This is a genomic window from Micromonospora sp. NPDC126480 (genome assembly GCF_040302465.1).
Taxonomy (GTDB): Bacteria; Actinomycetota; Actinomycetes; order Mycobacteriales; family Micromonosporaceae; genus Micromonospora.
On the sequence record NZ_JBEORU010000015.1, the window covers coordinates 71543 to 86707 of the forward strand.

Annotated in this window: 16 protein-coding genes; 11 read left to right on the forward strand and 5 right to left on the reverse strand. The window is 73.9% G+C overall.

What is annotated here, in order from left to right; translation table 11 throughout:
* Positions 1–79: 79 nt before the first annotated feature.
* Positions 80–877: a sigma-70 family RNA polymerase sigma factor gene (locus tag ABTW87_RS16150; protein ID WP_350651596.1), complete on the forward strand. Its 798-nt coding sequence runs from the start codon at positions 80–82 to the stop codon at positions 875–877.
* A gap of 1 nt (position 878) precedes the next feature.
* A complete protein-coding gene (gene rsrA / locus ABTW87_RS16155) occupies positions 879–1166 on the forward strand; it encodes a mycothiol system anti-sigma-R factor (protein ID WP_350651597.1) in 288 nt (95 codons plus the stop codon).
* 55 nt (positions 1167–1221) lie between these two features.
* On the opposite strand, the gene ABTW87_RS30230 is transcribed toward rsrA, so the two are convergent.
* Positions 1222–1296 (reverse strand): 50S ribosomal protein bL37, encoded by a 75-nt coding sequence (locus ABTW87_RS30230; protein ID WP_370461611.1) that lies wholly within the window; start codon positions 1294–1296, stop codon positions 1222–1224.
* A gap of 245 nt (positions 1297–1541) precedes the next feature.
* On the opposite strand from ABTW87_RS30230, the gene ABTW87_RS16160 reads away from it, so the two are divergent.
* Together ABTW87_RS16160 and ABTW87_RS16165 are read left to right on the forward strand one after the other, a co-directional pair.
* The gene (locus ABTW87_RS16160) at positions 1542–1757 is read left to right on the forward strand and encodes a biotin/lipoyl-binding carrier protein (protein ID WP_088973021.1); all 216 of its coding nucleotides are present in this window, start codon (positions 1542–1544) and stop codon (positions 1755–1757) included.
* Complete coding sequence (locus tag ABTW87_RS16165; protein ID WP_350651598.1) at positions 1754–2257, forward strand: GNAT family N-acetyltransferase; 504 nt, start codon at positions 1754–1756, stop codon at positions 2255–2257. Before ABTW87_RS16160 ends, ABTW87_RS16165 begins: the two co-directional genes overlap by 4 nt.
* 57 nt (positions 2258–2314) lie before the next feature.
* Here the strand turns inward: ABTW87_RS16165 and ABTW87_RS16170 are convergent, their stop codons facing one another.
* Positions 2315–2899: a TetR/AcrR family transcriptional regulator gene (locus ABTW87_RS16170; RefSeq protein ID WP_502891593.1), complete on the reverse strand. Its 585-nt coding sequence runs from the start codon at positions 2897–2899 to the stop codon at positions 2315–2317.
* A 113-nt stretch (positions 2900–3012) separates the two neighbouring features.
* Here ABTW87_RS16170 and ABTW87_RS16175 point away from each other — a divergent pair, with 113 nt between their 5' ends.
* Positions 3013–4593 carry an MDR family MFS transporter gene (locus tag ABTW87_RS16175; RefSeq protein WP_350651600.1) on the forward strand — a complete coding sequence of 527 codons (1581 nt, stop codon included), beginning with the start codon at positions 3013–3015 and terminating at the stop codon, positions 4591–4593.
* A gap of 51 nt (positions 4594–4644) precedes the next feature.
* Here the strand turns inward: ABTW87_RS16175 and ABTW87_RS16180 are convergent, their stop codons facing one another.
* A complete protein-coding gene (locus tag ABTW87_RS16180) occupies positions 4645–6459 on the reverse strand; it encodes a tetratricopeptide repeat protein (RefSeq protein ID WP_350651601.1) in 1815 nt (604 codons plus the stop codon).
* Positions 6460–6645: 186 nt separating this feature from the next.
* Between ABTW87_RS16180 and ABTW87_RS16185 the strand changes: the two genes are divergently transcribed.
* Together ABTW87_RS16185 and ABTW87_RS16190 are read left to right on the forward strand one after the other, a co-directional pair.
* The gene (locus ABTW87_RS16185; protein WP_350651676.1) at positions 6646–7677 is read left to right on the forward strand and encodes an SIS domain-containing protein; all 1032 of its coding nucleotides are present in this window, start codon (positions 6646–6648) and stop codon (positions 7675–7677) included.
* 25 nt (positions 7678–7702) lie between these two features.
* The gene (locus ABTW87_RS16190; protein WP_350651602.1) at positions 7703–9235 is read left to right on the forward strand and encodes a histidine kinase N-terminal domain-containing protein; all 1533 of its coding nucleotides are present in this window, start codon (positions 7703–7705) and stop codon (positions 9233–9235) included.
* 124 nt (positions 9236–9359) lie between these two features.
* On the opposite strand, the gene ABTW87_RS16195 is transcribed toward ABTW87_RS16190, so the two are convergent.
* Entirely contained in the window at positions 9360–10802 is a 1443-nt protein-coding gene (locus ABTW87_RS16195) for a glycosyltransferase family protein (RefSeq protein WP_502891594.1), read from the reverse strand.
* A 350-nt stretch (positions 10803–11152) separates the two neighbouring features.
* Between ABTW87_RS16195 and ABTW87_RS16200 the strand changes: the two genes are divergently transcribed.
* From ABTW87_RS16200 to ABTW87_RS16215, 4 genes are read left to right on the forward strand one after another with little or no spacing between them, the layout of a single operon-like run.
* A complete protein-coding gene (locus ABTW87_RS16200; RefSeq protein ID WP_350651604.1) occupies positions 11153–12865 on the forward strand; it encodes a nitrite/sulfite reductase in 1713 nt (570 codons plus the stop codon).
* A complete protein-coding gene (locus tag ABTW87_RS16205) occupies positions 12862–13020 on the forward strand; it encodes a hypothetical protein (RefSeq protein ID WP_350651605.1) in 159 nt (52 codons plus the stop codon). Before ABTW87_RS16200 ends, ABTW87_RS16205 begins: the two co-directional genes overlap by 4 nt.
* On the forward strand, positions 13017–13778 hold the full coding sequence (locus ABTW87_RS16210; RefSeq protein ID WP_350651606.1) for a phosphoadenylyl-sulfate reductase: 762 nt from the start codon (positions 13017–13019) through the stop codon (positions 13776–13778). Before ABTW87_RS16205 ends, ABTW87_RS16210 begins: the two co-directional genes overlap by 4 nt.
* Positions 13760–14581: a sirohydrochlorin chelatase gene (locus ABTW87_RS16215; RefSeq protein WP_350651607.1), complete on the forward strand. Its 822-nt coding sequence runs from the start codon at positions 13760–13762 to the stop codon at positions 14579–14581. The genes ABTW87_RS16210 and ABTW87_RS16215 overlap by 19 nt, the downstream gene beginning before the upstream one ends.
* A 100-nt stretch (positions 14582–14681) precedes the next feature.
* Here ABTW87_RS16215 and ABTW87_RS16220 read toward each other — a convergent pair whose 3' ends face one another.
* Complete coding sequence (locus ABTW87_RS16220; protein ID WP_025616811.1) at positions 14682–14939, reverse strand: WhiB family transcriptional regulator; 258 nt, start codon at positions 14937–14939, stop codon at positions 14682–14684.
* Between the last annotated feature and the right edge of the window lie 226 nt (positions 14940–15165).

Consider the following 15165-nt stretch of genomic DNA (forward strand, 5'->3'; position numbering starts at 1 on the left):
GGGGCCCGCGGCCGGAATGTCCCGCCCGGCGGTACGCGTTACACCCGGCGGACGACTTTTCCGACGAGGGGGGTGACCGGTGCCGACCGAGACGCAGGCCCGGGAACGGGACGAGCGCGGCGCGCGGCAGCTGCGCGAACTGCTGAACGGCCCGGAATGGCCGGCGGTGAGCGCGGGCACACCCGGCGGAAGTGAATCTGCCGTTGAGCGGGTACACGTATCCTCGGCGGGGAAGCATCCGACGCGAGGGGATGTGCGGTTGACCACCGAGAAGACGGACGAACGCAGGGCCCGTTTCGAACGGGACGCGATGCCCTTCGTCGACCAGCTCTACGCTGCCGGCCTGCGGATGACCCGCAACCCGGCGGATGCCGAGGACCTGGTCCAGGAGACGTACCTGAAGGCGTACGCGGCCTTCCACCAGTTCGAGCAGGGCACGAACCTGAAGGCCTGGCTGTACCGGATCCTGACCAACACCTACATCAACTCCTACCGTCGCCGGCAGCGGCAGCCGATCCAGGCGCCGACCGACGAGATCACCGACTGGCAGCTCGCCGAGGCGGAGTCGCACACCTCCAGCGGGCTGCGCTCCGCCGAGACCGAGGCGCTGGACCGGCTTCCGGACAGCGACGTCAAGGAGGCCCTCCAGGCGCTGCCGGAGGAGTTCCGGCTGGCCGTCTACCTGACCGACGTCGAGGGCTTCTCCTACAAGGAGGTCGCCGACATCATGGGGACGCCGATCGGCACGGTGATGTCGCGGCTGCACCGCGGGCGTCGTAATCTGCGCAAGCTGCTCGAGCAGTACGCGGCGGAGCGGGGCTTCACCTCCGCGTCGTCGGCCAAGGGCTCGACCGCCGCTGCCGGCCGGGAGGTGTGACGTGAGCTGTGGAGAGCCGCACGAGACGGACTGCCGTGAGGTGCTGGCGGAGGTCTACCTCTACCTGGACCTGGAGTGCGCCGAGGAGCGCCGTACGTTGATCCGGCACCACCTCGACGAGTGCGGGCCGTGCCTGCGCGAGTACGGCATCGAGCAGGAGGTCCGGGCGCTCGTGGCCCGCTGCTGCGGCAACGAGACGGCCCCCGAGCAGCTGCGTGAGCGGCTGCGGGTCAAGCTCACCGAGCTGGTGGTCTTCGAGACGCGCGAGTCGCGCGAGCTGGCCGACTGACGAACGAGACGTACGCGGGCCCGGGTCGTCGACCCGGGCCCGCGGCACGTCCGGCTCAGGAGTTGGGGCGCTTGCCGTGGTTGGCGGCGCTCTTCTTACGAGCCTTCTTCTTGCGAGCCTTCTTCGCCATGGCGACCTCCTCGTGATGGCCGTACCCGTCACCGGCGCCCGGTACGCGCGGCGTCCGGCCCGGTCCGACCCGCTGATGCTAGTGCCGCCACGGCCGGGTGCCGCCCTGCGGGGCCGTCGCCGGTACGCCGCGCCGGCCGACACGCCGCTGCGGCGGGCGCGGCCCACCCACCCGCTCCGCGCCCATCGTGCCCAGCCTCATGATTGGATACGTCGGCAGGCAGTCGCGAGAGGGAGGGCCGGGAGATGGCCGAGGAGATCCGCGCCGAGATGGTGGCGAACGTCTGGAAGGTCGTCGCGTCGGCCGGGGACACCGTGTCCGAGGGTGACACGCTTGTGATCCTGGAGTCGATGAAGATGGAGATCCCGGTCGTCGCCGAGTCCGACGGGGTCGTTAAGCAGCTCGCGGTCAACGAGGGCGACGTCGTGCAGGACGGCGACCTGATCGCGGTGATCGATTGAGTGTCCGGGTTCGTCCCGCCGGGCCGGCCGACCACGCGGCGGTGGCCCGGCTGACGGTCGCCGCGTACGAGGCCGACGGGCAGCTCAAGGGCGAGAACGGGTACGCGACGGTCCTCGCGGACGTGGCCACCCGCGCCGAGCACGGCGAGGTGCTGGTGGCCGTGGACGAGGCCACCGACGCGGTCCTCGGCTCGGTGACGTTCGTGCTGCCCGGCACCCGGTACGCCGAGCTCTCCGCCCCGGGCGAGGCGGAGTTCCGGATGCTCGCGGTGGATCCGGCCGCCCAGGGCCGCGGCGTCGGCGCGATCCTGGTGGAGGCTTGCGTGGCGCGGGCGACCGCGCTGGGCTGCTCAGCCGTGGTGATCTGCGTCCGGGACGGCTTCGCCGCCTCGGCGCAGCGGCTCTACGAGCGGCGCGGGTTCGTCCGTTCACCGGAGAAGGACTGGTCGCCGCTGGCCGGCGTGCGCCTGCTCGGCCTGCGGCTGGACCTCGCCGCCTGAGCGTGCGGTGCCGGCCCGTGCGGCCCGGCCGCCGCCGGCCCCGCCGGGGGACGGGTGTCAGGCCGGCTCGCCGTCGGCCCGGGAGCCGATGCCGGCGAGCAGCTCGTCGGCGACCTCCAGCGAGAGCCGCCGCCGCTCGGCGTCCGACACCTCGGGCGCCCGCAGCGCGAACCAGCTGCTGTGCACGGCGAAGAGCGCGAGAACGGCCCGGAGCTGAGCCTTCGGCGAGGTGTCGCCGCCGCAGAGGACGTTGGCCAGCCGGAACATCCGCTCCCGCATCCGCTGGCCCGCGGCGAGGCTCTTGAGCACCGTCTGGTTCTGCTCGAAGAAGCGCATCACCGACGGCAGTTGCCCGGTGAACATGGTGTCCGCGTAGCGGGCGAGCACCGCCCGCCGGGTGGCCAGGGTGTCGGGCTGCGCCTCGGCCCAGGCGACGAGGTCGTCCATCTGGTCGAGGCGGTCCTCGACGAAGCTGCTGACGATCTCGTCCTTGCTCTTGAAGTGGTAGTAGAGCGCCGCCTTCGTCACGTTGAGCCGCTCGGCGATCTCCCGGAGCGAGGTCTTCTCGTACCCCTGCTCGGTGAAGAGCTCCAGCGCGACGGCCTTGATGCGCTCGCGCGTGCCGCCTGTGCTCTCCCTCACCCTCACCACCCGATCCGCTTGACGGCTGTTGGATACCCAACTTACCGTCCGGCTAGTAAGCTGGCTAGCCGGTCGGCAAGTAAGCTGCAGTTGATCTCGGGGGGAGCCTACCCATGGCCCAGGCAGCCCAGGCGCCGGCACGACCGAACGTTCGGATCGTGCTCTTCGGCCTCATGATCGCCATGATGCTGGCGATGCTCGACAACATGATCGTCAGCACCGCCCTGCCGCGCATCGTGGGGGAGTTCGGCGGGCTCGACCACTTCACCTGGGTCGTCACCGCGTACGTGCTCGGCACCACGGTCTCCACCCCGATCTGGGGCAAGCTCGGAGACCTCTACGGGCGCAAGCCGATCTTCCTGACGTCGGTGGTGATCTTTCTCGTCGGGTCCGCGCTCTGCGGGATGGCGGGCTCGGCCCTCCTCGGCGGTCCGAACGACGGGATGGTCGAGCTGATCGCGTTCCGGGCCGTCCAGGGCCTCGGCGCCGGCGGCCTGATGGTCGGCGTGATGGCGATCATCGGCGACCTGGTCCCGCCGCGCGAGCGGGGCCGCTACCAGGGCATGATCGCCGGCATCATGGCCATCGCCATGGTGGCCGGCCCGCTGGTCGGCGGTTTCATCACCGACCACCTCTCGTGGCGCTGGGCGTTCTACGTGAACCTGCCGCTCGGCGGCGTGGCGCTGGCCGTGCTGGTGGCCACCCTGCACCTGCCCCGGCACCGCACCGAGCACCGGATCGACTGGTTGGGCGCCGCGCTGCTCTCCGTCGGCATCACCGCCGTCGTGCTGATCACCACGTGGGGCGGCAACGAGTACGACTGGGGCTCCCCGCAGATCCTCGGCCTGGCCGCGCTCGCCCTGGTCGCGCTCGTCGCGTTCGGTCTGGTCGAGCGGCGGGCCGCCGAGCCGATCCTGCCGCTCGGGCTCTTCGCCAACCGCAACTTCGCGCTGATCTCGGTGATCGGCTTCCTGCTCGGGTTCGCGATGTTCGGTGCGATGAACTTCCTGCCGCTCTACCAGCAGACCGTGCAGGGCGCCTCGGCCACCAACTCCGGCCTGCTCCTGCTGCCGCTGATGTTCGGCATGCTGGTGGTCTCGCTGGTGGTGGGCCGGACGATCACGAAGACCGGCCGCTACCGGGCGTTCCCCATCGTCGGCGGGGTCGTGATGACCGCCGGCATGGCTCTGCTGACCCGCCTCGACCTGCACACCGGCAAACTCGAGTCCTCGCTCTACATGGTCGTGCTCGGCGTCGGCATGGGCTTCCTCATGCAGACCTCGATGCTCATCGCGCAGAACAGCGTCGAGCAGCGCGACCTGGGTGCGGCGAGCGGGGCGGCGACGTTCTTCCGCTCGATCGGCGGCTCGTTCGGCATCTCGCTCTTCGGGGCCGTCTTCGCCAACCGGCTGGCCGACTCGTCGGCCGGCGGGTCCTTCGGCAGTGGCGGCGAGGCGGGCGCGGCCATGGACCTGGAGCGGCTCCGGGACCTGCCGGCCCAGGCCCGGGACCTCGTCCTCGGCGGCCTCGCCGATTCGATCTCGCACGTGTTCGTGTGGGCGGTGCTGTTCACCGTCGCGGTGCCGGTACTCGCCTGGTTCATCAAGGAGATCCCGTTGCGCACCGCGAACACCCCGCCCCCGGCACCGGCCGACGAGGCGGAGACCGCCCTGGCCAAGGCCCCGACCCCCTGACCTGACTGTGAGGCCGCAACTGGCCTCGTCGCCCGTGTGGGTGCGGGCGGGTCAGTGGCGGCGCAGGAGGGTGACCAGGCGGTGCCAGAGGCGGCGCAGGCCACCGGGGGCACGCTCGCCCGGTGGCGGGGCGCCGACCAGTCGGTAGGCGAGCGTGCGCGCCGCCGTGGGCAGGTCGGGGGTGGCGAGCGCCAGGTGGCCCAGGGACGCGGCGATCGGGACCGGTCGCGTCCGGGCCACCTCGGCCGCGTCCGCGAGCCGCTCGGCGACCACCGCGGCGACGTCGCCGCGCACGGCCGGGTCGACCCAGGCGGCGGTGACCAGGGCGAACGCCGCGGCCTCGGTGGTCCAGTCCTCGATTCCCCAGACCAGATCCAGCAGCACCGCCCGGCGGGTGGACGTCGGCCACGGTTCGTCGGTGCGGTGGTGCAGCAGCCCCAGGCAGGTCCACACCTGCACGCTGCGGACCCACAGTGCCGGGTCCTGGTCGTCGAGGACGCGGCCGAGTCCGGTCGGCGGGGCCGCCGGCGGGTGGGCCAGCAGGCCGAGCAGTTCCGCCAGGTCCAGGGTGGCCAGGGCGACGGCCGCGTCGTACGCCGCCGGCGGGTGGGGCCACGCCGGGTGCACGAACTGTCGCAGATGCTCGGCCGCCTCCGGCGACGGCGGCGCGACGGCGGGCGTGACGGCCGTGCCGTCGTACCGCCACAGCCGGTGGGTGGTCGCGCGCCGGGGTTCCCGCGGGTCCGGGCCGGGTCCGCCGGTCACCTCCACCCGCAGGTCGGGCACCGCCCCGGCGAGGGTACGCAGCGCGCTCGGCGGCGTGGGCGACGCCGACCGGAGGGTGCCACCGGAACCGTCGGCGGCCCGCAACGCGTCGGCGAGCGGGCCGACGGCCGGCGTCACCTGCCCGAGCCACGGCCGGCCGGCGCAGGACTCGGCGAGATCGGCGTGCTCGTGGGAGTCGTCCGGGTGCTCCCTGGCGAAGTCGGCGAGGGCGACCAGGTGCGCCACGTCGCCGTCGCGGCGGAAGCGCAGCCGGTGCGCGGTGTGCACCGCACAGTCGAAGGACGGGTCCCGGGCCAGGGCCCGGTCGATCCAGGCGAGGGCGTCGTCCAACCGCCCGTGGTCGGCGAGCGTGCCCGCGATGTCGGCGTAGACGGCCAGGTCGTCCGGGTCGTGGGCGACCGCCCGTTCGAGCGCGGCGAGCGCGTCCCGGATCCGGCCCGCGCTGCGGTACGCGTACCCGAGCCACACCTCGCCGATCTTCGACGGCTCGGTGCGTACGCCCCGGGTCGCCCAGCGGACGGCCAGCGCGACCTCGCCGATCCGGCGGGCCAGCGCGGAGGCCGCGCCGAGCAGGAGGGCGTGCTCGGGGTGGACGGTCACCGCGTTGCGGGCCAGCGCCAGGTACGGCGTGAGGGCCGCCCGGCCGGCCCGGGGCACCGGGTCGGGAGTGGCGGCGCAGATCTGCATGAGGATCCGGGCGGTGCGGTCCGGGTCGAGGCGCTCGGCCAGGTCGGGAGCGGTCACCCAGGGCACCTCCGCCCACGGGGTGGTGGGCGCGTGGCCGGTGGCCGCGACGAGCAGGTCCAGCCCTTCGGCGGGTCGGCCGGCGGCGGCGAGCAGGTGGGCCCGGGCCACCACGGTGCCGACGAACACGTTCTGGTGCAGCGGGAAGAGGTCGAGACCGCCGTCGCCGGCCGCGGCCAGCCGGGCGAGGAGTTCGTGCGCCTCCGGCAGGGTGGGTGCCTGCGCCAGGGCGCCCGCGACGTGGGTGGCGGCGTGCGCCAGGTCGCCGTCGGCCAGGGCGAGCCGGGCCAGGGCCAGTTCCTCCGTCGCCGGCAGGTCTTGCTCGTCCGGGGACACGGCGTCCTCTCGCGTCGGTGCTCTCGGGGGTCGGGTCAGCGTAGGTGATGTTGAGGATTCTTTGTGATCGTCTGCGCAATGCTGCTCGTTGCGTTGCTCGGCATCGGAGAAACGTGCAAGACTGAGCAGGAAACGCGCGGCAATCGCGCACTGGGAGGAGTTTCCGTGACGCGTCCAGGGGCCGGCATGGCCGCCGACATCGACGAGCAGCCGGCGGGGTACGCGCGGCTGGTCTCCGCCGAGCACGCCGGGGCGATCGCCCGGGTCGCCGCGGCCGTCGCCGACCGCCGACCGCGGCACGTGGTGTTCACGGCACGCGGCACCTCCGACCACGCCGCGCTCTACGGGGCGTACCTGGCCGAGATCCGGCTCGGCCTGCCGGCCGGGCTCGCCTCGCCCAGCTCGGTCACCGTGTACGGTGCGCGACCGGACCTCTCCGACGCGCTCGTCGTCGGGGTCAGCCAGAGCGGCGGATCACCCGACCTCACCGAGGTCCTGCGAGCCGCCCGCGCCTCGGGCGCGCTCACCCTCGCCGTCACCAACGCGCCCGACTCGCCGCTCGCCGAGATCGCGGAGCTGAGCGTCGACATCGCCGCCGGGCACGAACGGGCGGTCGCCGCCACCAAGACGTACACCGCCGAACTGCTCGCCCTGCTGATGCTGGTGGAGGGGATCCGGGCCGGTGACGGCACGCTCCCGGCCGAGGAGCGGGCGGCCCTCGACGCACTGCCCGAGCTCGCCACCCGCACCCTCGCCGACGAGACCCCCGCCCAGCTCGCCCCGCGGTACCGGTTCGCCGCGCAACTCGTCACCACCGGCCGGGGGTACGCGTACCCCACCGCCCGGGAGGCCGCTTTGAAGCTGATGGAGACCTCCTACCTGCCGGCGCTCGCCTTCTCCGGCGCGGACCTGCTGCACGGCCCGCTCGCCATGACCGACCCGGACGTGCCGGTGCTCGCCGTGGTCGGCTCCGGCCCTGGCGGCCGGGCGATGGGAGAGGTGCTGCCGCGGCTCGGCGAGCGCCGGGCGGACGTCGTGGTGGTCGGATCGGCGGACGTGCCGGGCGCGACGCGGATCGCCGTTCCCGAGGTCGACGAGCGGTACGCCCCACTGCTGGACATCCTGCCGCTGCAACGCCTGGCGCTGGCGCTCGCGCTGGCCCGGGGCGAGGACCCGGACGCGCCGCGGGGCCTCAAGAAGGTCACCGCGACGATGTGAGTGCCGGCGTGGCAGGCTGGTCTGCGTGTCCACGCTGCGCGACCTCGCCGAGGAGCACACCCAGCTCCGCCCGGCCGACATCGACCACCTGCACCGGATCGCCGGCGACTGGCAGCTGCTCTCCGACCTCTCCTTCGCCGACCTGCTGCTCTGGGTGCCGGTGGACGGGGACGGGACGTTCCTGTGTGTGGCCCAGGTACGGCCGACGACGGCGCCGACGGCGTACCAGGACGACCAGGTGGGGCGGATCATCGGCGGGCCGGAGGTGGCCCACCTGGAGGTCGCCTACCGGCAGGGCCGGATCTGGCGGGAGGGCGACCCGGTCTGGTACGGGGACGTGCCCGCGCGGCACGAGGCGATCCCGGTGCGGCTGCGGACGACCGACGGCGAGCACGGTGAGGTGATCGCAGTGGTCGGGCGGGACACCAACCTGTCGACCGCGCGGACCCCCAGCCAGCTGGAGCTGAACTACCTGACCACCGCGGACGACCTGGCGCAGATGGTCGCCGACGGCACCTTCCCGCCGGCACGGCACCCGGGGGAGACCACCTCGGCCCCCCGGGTCGGCGACGGGCTGGTCCGGCTGGACGCGAGCGGCAAGGTGACGTACGCGAGCCCGAACGCGCAGTCGGCGTACCGCCGCCTCGGCTACGCCGCGCACCTGGTGGGCGAGGATCTCGCGGCCCTGCACCGCCGGCTCGCCGCGGATCCGCTGGAGGGCACCGACGCGGCCAACGGGGTACTCGCCGCCCTGCGCGGAGAGGCCCCGCCGCGCCGCGAGATCGAGGCCCGCGGGGCGACCATGCTGACCCGGTCGCTGCCGCTGATGCCCGCCGGGGTGCCCATCGGCGCGCTGGTCCTGGTCCGTGACGTCACCGAGGTCCGTCGTCGCGACCGTGCCCTGATGACGAAGGACGCCACCATCCGGGAGATCCACCACCGGGTGAAGAACAACCTCCAGACGGTCGCCGCGCTGCTGCGGCTGCAGGCCCGCCGGGTGGGCATCCCGGAGGCCCGGACCGCGCTGGAGGAGTCGGTACGCCGCGTCGCCTCCATCGCGCTGGTGCACGAGACGCTCTCCATGTCCAGCGACGAGGTGGTCGAGTTCGACGGGATCGTCGACCGGGTGGCCAGCGCGGCGACCGAGGTGGCCGCCACCGAGTCGACGGTCCGGATGCGCCGGCAGGGCAGCTTCGGCGTGCTCCCCGCCGAGATCGCCACGTCCCTCGTGATGGTCCTCAACGAACTCCTGCTGAACGCCGTCGAGCACGGCTTCCCGGCCGGCGGCGACGCCCCGGCGGAGGACCGGCCCGGGACCGGCGGGTCGGCACCGGAGGTGGTGCTCTCGGCGCACCGGTTCCGCAAGATGCTGCACGTCTCGGTGGCCGACAACGGCAGCGGCCTGCCGCCGGACTTCGACGCGGAGCGCGGTGGCAACCTCGGTCTGCAGATCGTCCGCGCGCTGGTCACCGGTGAGCTGCGGGGCACGATCGAACTGCGTGCGTGTGCCAGCGGGGGCACCGAGGCGATGCTTGTCGTCCCGCTCGTCCGGCCGTAACGCCGCGCCCGTCCGCCCCCCGGCCCCCCGCCGCCACCCCTCGCCGCCGCGATCTTGCACTTCTGGCCCTCGTTACGCGCCCTTCGCCCCCTTTGCCGGGGCCGAAAGTGCAAGATCGCGGGGGTTAGCGGGGGGTCAGCAGGGCTGTGGTCAGGCCCGGGTGGGGCCAGACCTGGTCGGTCGTCCAGCCGGCGCGCAGCGCGGCCCCCTTCGCGCCGGGCACGGCGGTGAGCGGGTCGGCGTGCCGACCGGCGACCACCAGCCAGACCCGGCCGGCGCCGGCCAGGCACTCGGCCGGGCGCGCGCACTCGGCCGCCCACAGGTCGGCCCGGCGGGCCTGATCGGCGGTGACCAGCACGTCCCGTGGGCGGTGGTCGCCGAGGTGGTACTCCAGACCCAGATCGAGGAAGAGCCAGCTCCCGCGGGGCGAGTAGACGACCGCGTCGCCCGGCCGCTGCTCGGCGGCCACGACCCGGGCGGCCCCCGCGTAGTCGACCGACGCGGAGCGGGGCCACTCGTGCGTACGACGCAGCGCCGCCTGATCGGGCAGGCCGAGCGCGCCGGCCAGCGCCACCACGCCCAGGGCCGGCAGCAGCGGGACACCGGCCAGCGCCGCGCCGGCCAGCAGGCACCCGAACGGCACCACGAAGACGAGGTAGCGGGGCACCCACAGCGGGACGAGCAGGCCGGCGGCGAAGACCAGCAGCACCGGCAGGACCACGGCCGCCCCGGGCAGCAGCGCCCGCCGTCCCAGCCGGGCGGCGCCGAGCGCGGCCAGCCCGACCAGCACCCCGCCGACCACCCCGCTCTGCGCCACCCCGCCGGCCAGGCCGGTCAGGTCCTCCGGGCGCGCGGCGTCCACCCAGTCGAGCTGGCGGGCGCGCTGCCCCCGGGCGACCAGCAGCAGCGGCCCGACCAGCAGCACCGCCGGCACGAGCGCCAGCAGCCAGGCCGCGACGCCCCGCCGACCGTGCCGCCGGGCGGCGGCGAGCACCACCACCCCGTGCGCCGCCAGCAGCGTGAGCGCGACCAGGTGGGTCAGGCCGAGCGCGGCCACCGTGACGGCGTACCCGGCCCAGCGTGCGGCGCGGCGCGCCGGCCGGGTCCCCGGTGGCGGGTCGAGGGCGGCGACGAGCAGCAGGGTGGCCAGCACCGCCAGGGCGGTGGCCAGCGCGTACGGGCGGGCCTCCTGCCCGTACCGGGAGGTGCCGGGGAGCACCGCGAAGAGCAGACCGGCGAGCAGACCGGCGGACCGGCCGGACAGCCGCTCGCCGAGCACCGCGGTCAGGGCGGCGGCCCCGGTCATCGCGAGGGCGGCCGGCAGCCGCAGCGCGGCCGTCGAGTCGCCGGCCACGGCCACCCAGGCGTGCATGAGCAGGTAGTACGGCCCGGTCGCCGCGTCGATGGTGTCGGCCAGCCGGAGCAGGTCGCCGACCGGGCGGGTGGCGGCGCTCCACGTCGCCAGCTCGTCCCGCCAGAGCTGTGCCCGGTCCAGACCGGCGAGCGTGACCGCGAGCGTCAGCAACGCCGGCGGCACCCACACCGGCAGGCGCCGCAGCACGGACAATCCGCCCACATCGCCGAGCCTTGCACGGCGTCCGCGCCCGGCGGGGCCGGTTCCGGCGACCACCCGCCCGTGATGTGGGATGCCGCACGCACACGTTGGCCGGCGCTGTGACGGTGTGGCAGCATGACGTCATGACCGCCGCTGTCGTCCGCCGCTTCGTGGCCCGCCGCCACGTCGATTACGGCCGCGTGCGCAGCGCGATCTGTCCGGCCCACTGACGACGCCCGACCCATCCGTCTCGGGCGCTGCGCGCCGGCTGTTCCGACACCGTTGTCTCCAGCCCGTTCCACACGGGTAGGCCGCTGCGCCCGCGCTTCCACGAGCCACACCAGACAACGGAGGACGCCGCGATGGCGGTCAGCAGCATTCCGGCCCGGCCCGAGGACCCGACGGCCCGACCGGTCCGGGCCCCCCGCCGGCCGCGCGGGGAGGGCCAGTGGGCGCTCGGCCACCGCGAGCCGCTCAACCCCAACGAGCGGATCAAGAAGGACGACGATCCGTTGAACGTCCGGGCGCGGATCGAGAACATCTACGCGCACCGGGGCTTCGCCTCGATCGACCCGCAGGACCTGCGCGGCCGGTTCCGCTGGTGGGGCCTCTACACCCAGCGCAAGGCGGGCATCGACGGCGGGCGCACCGCCGTGCTGGAGCCGCACGAGCTGGAGGACGAGTTCTTCATGCTCCGGGTACGGGTCGACGGCGGCCAGCTCAGCCTCGCCCAGCTCCGGGTGATCGCCGACATCTCCCGCGAGTTCGCCCGGGACACCGCCGACATCACCGACCGGCAGAACATCCAGTACCACTGGATCCGCGTCGAGGACATGCCGGAGATCTGGCGCCGGCTGGAGTCCGTCGGCCTGCAGACCACCGAGGCGTGCGGTGACTGCCCCCGCATCGTGCTGGGCAGCCCCGTCGCCGGTGTCGCCCGGGACGAGGTGCTCGACCCGACGCCCGCGATCGACGAGATCGTCCGCCGGTACGTCGGTGACAAGCAGTTCTCCAACCTGCCCCGGAAGTTCAAGTCCTCGATCTCCTGGCTCGTCGACACCCCGTACGAGGCGAACGACATCGCGTTCCTGGGCGTCGAGCACCCCGAGCACGGCCCCGGCTTCGACGTCTGGGTCGGCGGCGGCCTCTCCACCAACCCGATGCTCGCCAAGCGGCTGGGCGTCTGGGTGCCGCTGCACGAGGTGCCGGACGTGTGGGCGGGCGTGGTCGGCATCTTCCGCGACTACGGCTACCGGCGGCTGCGCAACCGGGCCCGGCTGAAGTTCCTGGTCGCCGACTGGGGTGTGGCGAAGTTCCGGGAGGTGCTGGAGAAGGAGTACCTGGGCCGCGCCCTGCTGGACGGGCCGTCGGCGCAGCTGCCCGCGAAGCCGATCGACCACATCGGCGTGCACGAGCAGCGCGACGGGCGCAACTACGTCGGCGCCGCCCCGGTGGTCGGCCGCGTCTCCGGCAGCCAGCTGGCCCGCCTCGCCGACGTCGTCGAGGCGCACGGCAGCGACCGGGTCCGGCTCACCCCGTACCAGAAGCTGCTGGTGCTCGACGTCGCGCCGGAGCGGACGGAGTCCCTGGTCGAGGCGCTGCGCGGGATCGGGTTGGAGGCACGGCCGTCGGCCTGGCGGCGCGGCACCATGGCGTGCACCGGCATCGAGTACTGCAAGCTGGCCATCGTCGAGACCAAGGCGCGCGGCGAGGAACTGGTGGCCCGGCTGGAGGAGCGGCTGCGCGACTTCGACGCCGACATCTCCATCCACCTCAACGGCTGCCCGAACGCCTGCGCCCGCACCCAGGTCGCCGACATCGGCCTCAAGGGTCAGCTGGTGGTCGGCCCGGACGGCCGCCAGGTGGAGGGCTTCCAGGTGCACCTCGGCGGTGGCCTCGGCATGGCGCAGGGGCGGACCGCCGGGTTCGGCCGCAAGCTGCGCGGTCTGAAGACCACCGCGGAGGAGCTTCCGGAGTACGTGGAACGGCTCGCCCGGCGGTACCTCGCCGGCCGCACCGAGGGTGAGGCGTTCGCCAACTGGGTGATCAGGGTCGACGAGGAGGAACTCAGATGAGCGAGTCCAGGTCCGTGCCGCTGTACTGCCCGTACTGCGGGGAGGAGGACCTGCGGCCGAGCGCGACCGGCCACGGTGCCTGGGAGTGCCACGCCTGCGCCCGGGTCTTCACCGTCAGGTTCACCGGCCTGCTCGCGAAGGTGGTGGCGCGATGAGGCTGGAGTCCGCCGCCGGCCTGGGCCTGGTCGGCACCGGTGGGCCGGCCCCCGCCGAGCCGGGGCGTCGTGACCCGCGGGAGCTGCGCGCGCTGGCCGAGGAGGCCGGCCGGGAGCTGGAGGGCGCCCCGGCGCTGGAGATCGCGCGCTGGGCAGCGGAAACCTTCGGGGACCGCTTCTGCGTCACCAGCTCCATGGCCGACGCCGTCCTGGCCCACCTGGTCTCCCGGGTCGCGCCCGGCGTCGACGTGATCTTCCTGGACACCGGGCTGCACTTCCCGGAGACGCTCCGGGTCCGCGACGAGGTGGCCCGGACCCTGCCGGTGAACGTCCGGTCGATCCGCCCCCGGCTGACCGTCGGCCAGCAGGACGGCGAGTACGGTCCGCGCCTGTTCAACCGGTCCCCGGACGACTGCTGCCAGCTGCGCAAGGTGGAACCCCTGGAGCGGGGGCTCGCCGGGTACGACGCGTGGGCGGCCGGGCTGCGCCGGGACGAGTCGCCGACCCGGGCGAACACGCCGGTGGTGACCTTCGACGCCCGTCGCGGCAAGGTGAAGGTCAACCCGATCGCGGCGTGGACGCAGGCCGACGTGGACGCGTACATCTCGCGGTGGAACGTGCCGGTCAACGAGTTGTTCAACCGCGGCTACGGCTCGATCGGCTGCTGGCCCTGCACCCGCCGCACCAAGGCGGGAGAGGACCCGCGGGCCGGCCGCTGGGCGATGTTCGAGAAGACCGAGTGCGGGCTGCACGTGTGACCGGCGCGCCGGACCCGGTCGTCCTGGTCGCCCACGGCAGCCGGGATCCGCGCGCCGCCGACGCCACCCGGGCACTCGCCCGGGCGGTGTCCGCCGCCCGGCCGGGCCTGCGGGTGCTGCCCAGCTGGCTGGACCACACCCGCCCCGGGCCGGCCGAGGTGCTGCGGGAGTTGGCCGCCGCCGGGCACTCCCGGGTGGTCCTCGTGCCGCTGCTGCTGACGGCCGCGTACCACCGGCGGGTGGACATTCCGGAGGCGGTTGCGGCGGCTCGCGTGACGGCGCCCGAGCTGACGGTCCGGGTGACCGATGTGCTCGGTCCGGGGCCGGTGCCGATGTCACGACCGCACCGGCCGGACCTCGCCGGCACCTCGGCGGTGGCCCTGCGGGCCGTGGACCGGGCGCTGCTGGCCGGCCTGCGGCGACGACTCGCCGAGGCGGAGCCGGACGGCTACGACGGGCTGGTGCTGGCCGCGGCGGGCACTCGGGACCCGGCCGCCCGGGCGTCGGTGGGACGCGTCGCGGCCGCCCTGGGGACGGCACTCGCCACCCCGACCCGGGTCTCGTACGCCTCCGCCGCCCCGCCGGGCGCCGGCGCGGCGGTGGCGCGGCTTCGGGCCCGGGGCGCGCGACGGGTGGCGGTGGCCGCGTACTTCCTGGCGCCCGGGCTGTTCCACGACGCGGTGGCCGCGTCGGCCCGGGACGCCGGCGCGGTGGCGGTCGCCGCCCCGCTGACGGACGCCCCGGAACTTGTCGACCTGGTCCTCCGCCGCGTCGCCGCGGTGCAAGGAAGGGCCCCTTCTTAACGTCTCCGGTAGTGGAGGGGCCCCCTGTTAACACCTGTTCCGGGGCAGCAGAACGCCCCGGCGGCTGAGCCGACCGGGGCGTGGTGCTTTCGGTTGGTGGTCAGGCGGTGTGAGCGCGAAGCACCCGGAGGCCGCCGCGACGCTTGACGGCGCGCCGCTCCTCCTCGCTCATCCCGCCCCAGACGCCAGCGTCCTGACCGGACTCGAGGGCCCACTGCAGGCACTGGTCGGTCACCGGGCAGCGCCGGCAGACAGCCTTGGCCTGCTCCACCTGCAGGAGGGCCGGACCGGACGTCCCGATCGGGAAGAACAGCTCCGGGTCCTCGTCGCGGCAGACAGCATGGTGACGCCAGTCCATGGCGGCAACACTCCTCATTCTGGATGGGTGGCAGATGTTGCAGTGGTGCTTTTCCTATATGCGTCCGCAGCACCGGCCGTAACGGTTCGCATACGGCTATCCGGCAGTGCGTGAGCAGGCTGTTGGCCCCGTGGACCTGCTGGAACAGCTCAACCTGCCGAGCATATCCAGGCAATGTCCCGGTAACTCAAGTTCGCTTGTGAATACTTTCACGAACGCTCGCGAT

Excerpts from the sequence above, each read along its gene's own strand:
- ABTW87_RS16160 (WP_088973021.1), top strand. The coding sequence starts at position 1,542 with ATGGCCGAGGAGATCCGCGCCGAGATGGTGGCGAACGTCTGGAAGGTC.
- ABTW87_RS16175 (WP_350651600.1), top strand. The coding sequence starts at position 3,013 with ATGGCCCAGGCAGCCCAGGCGCCGGCACGACCGAACGTTCGGATCGTG.
- ABTW87_RS16185 (WP_350651676.1), top strand. The coding sequence starts at position 6,646 with ATGGCCGCCGACATCGACGAGCAGCCGGCGGGGTACGCGCGGCTGGTC.
- ABTW87_RS16200 (WP_350651604.1), top strand. The coding sequence starts at position 11,153 with ATGGCGGTCAGCAGCATTCCGGCCCGGCCCGAGGACCCGACGGCCCGA.
- ABTW87_RS16205 (WP_350651605.1), top strand. The coding sequence starts at position 12,862 with ATGAGCGAGTCCAGGTCCGTGCCGCTGTACTGCCCGTACTGCGGGGAG.
- ABTW87_RS16210 (WP_350651606.1), top strand. The coding sequence starts at position 13,017 with ATGAGGCTGGAGTCCGCCGCCGGCCTGGGCCTGGTCGGCACCGGTGGG.
- ABTW87_RS16220 (WP_025616811.1), bottom strand. The coding sequence starts at position 14,939 with ATGGACTGGCGTCACCATGCTGTCTGCCGCGACGAGGACCCGGAGCTG.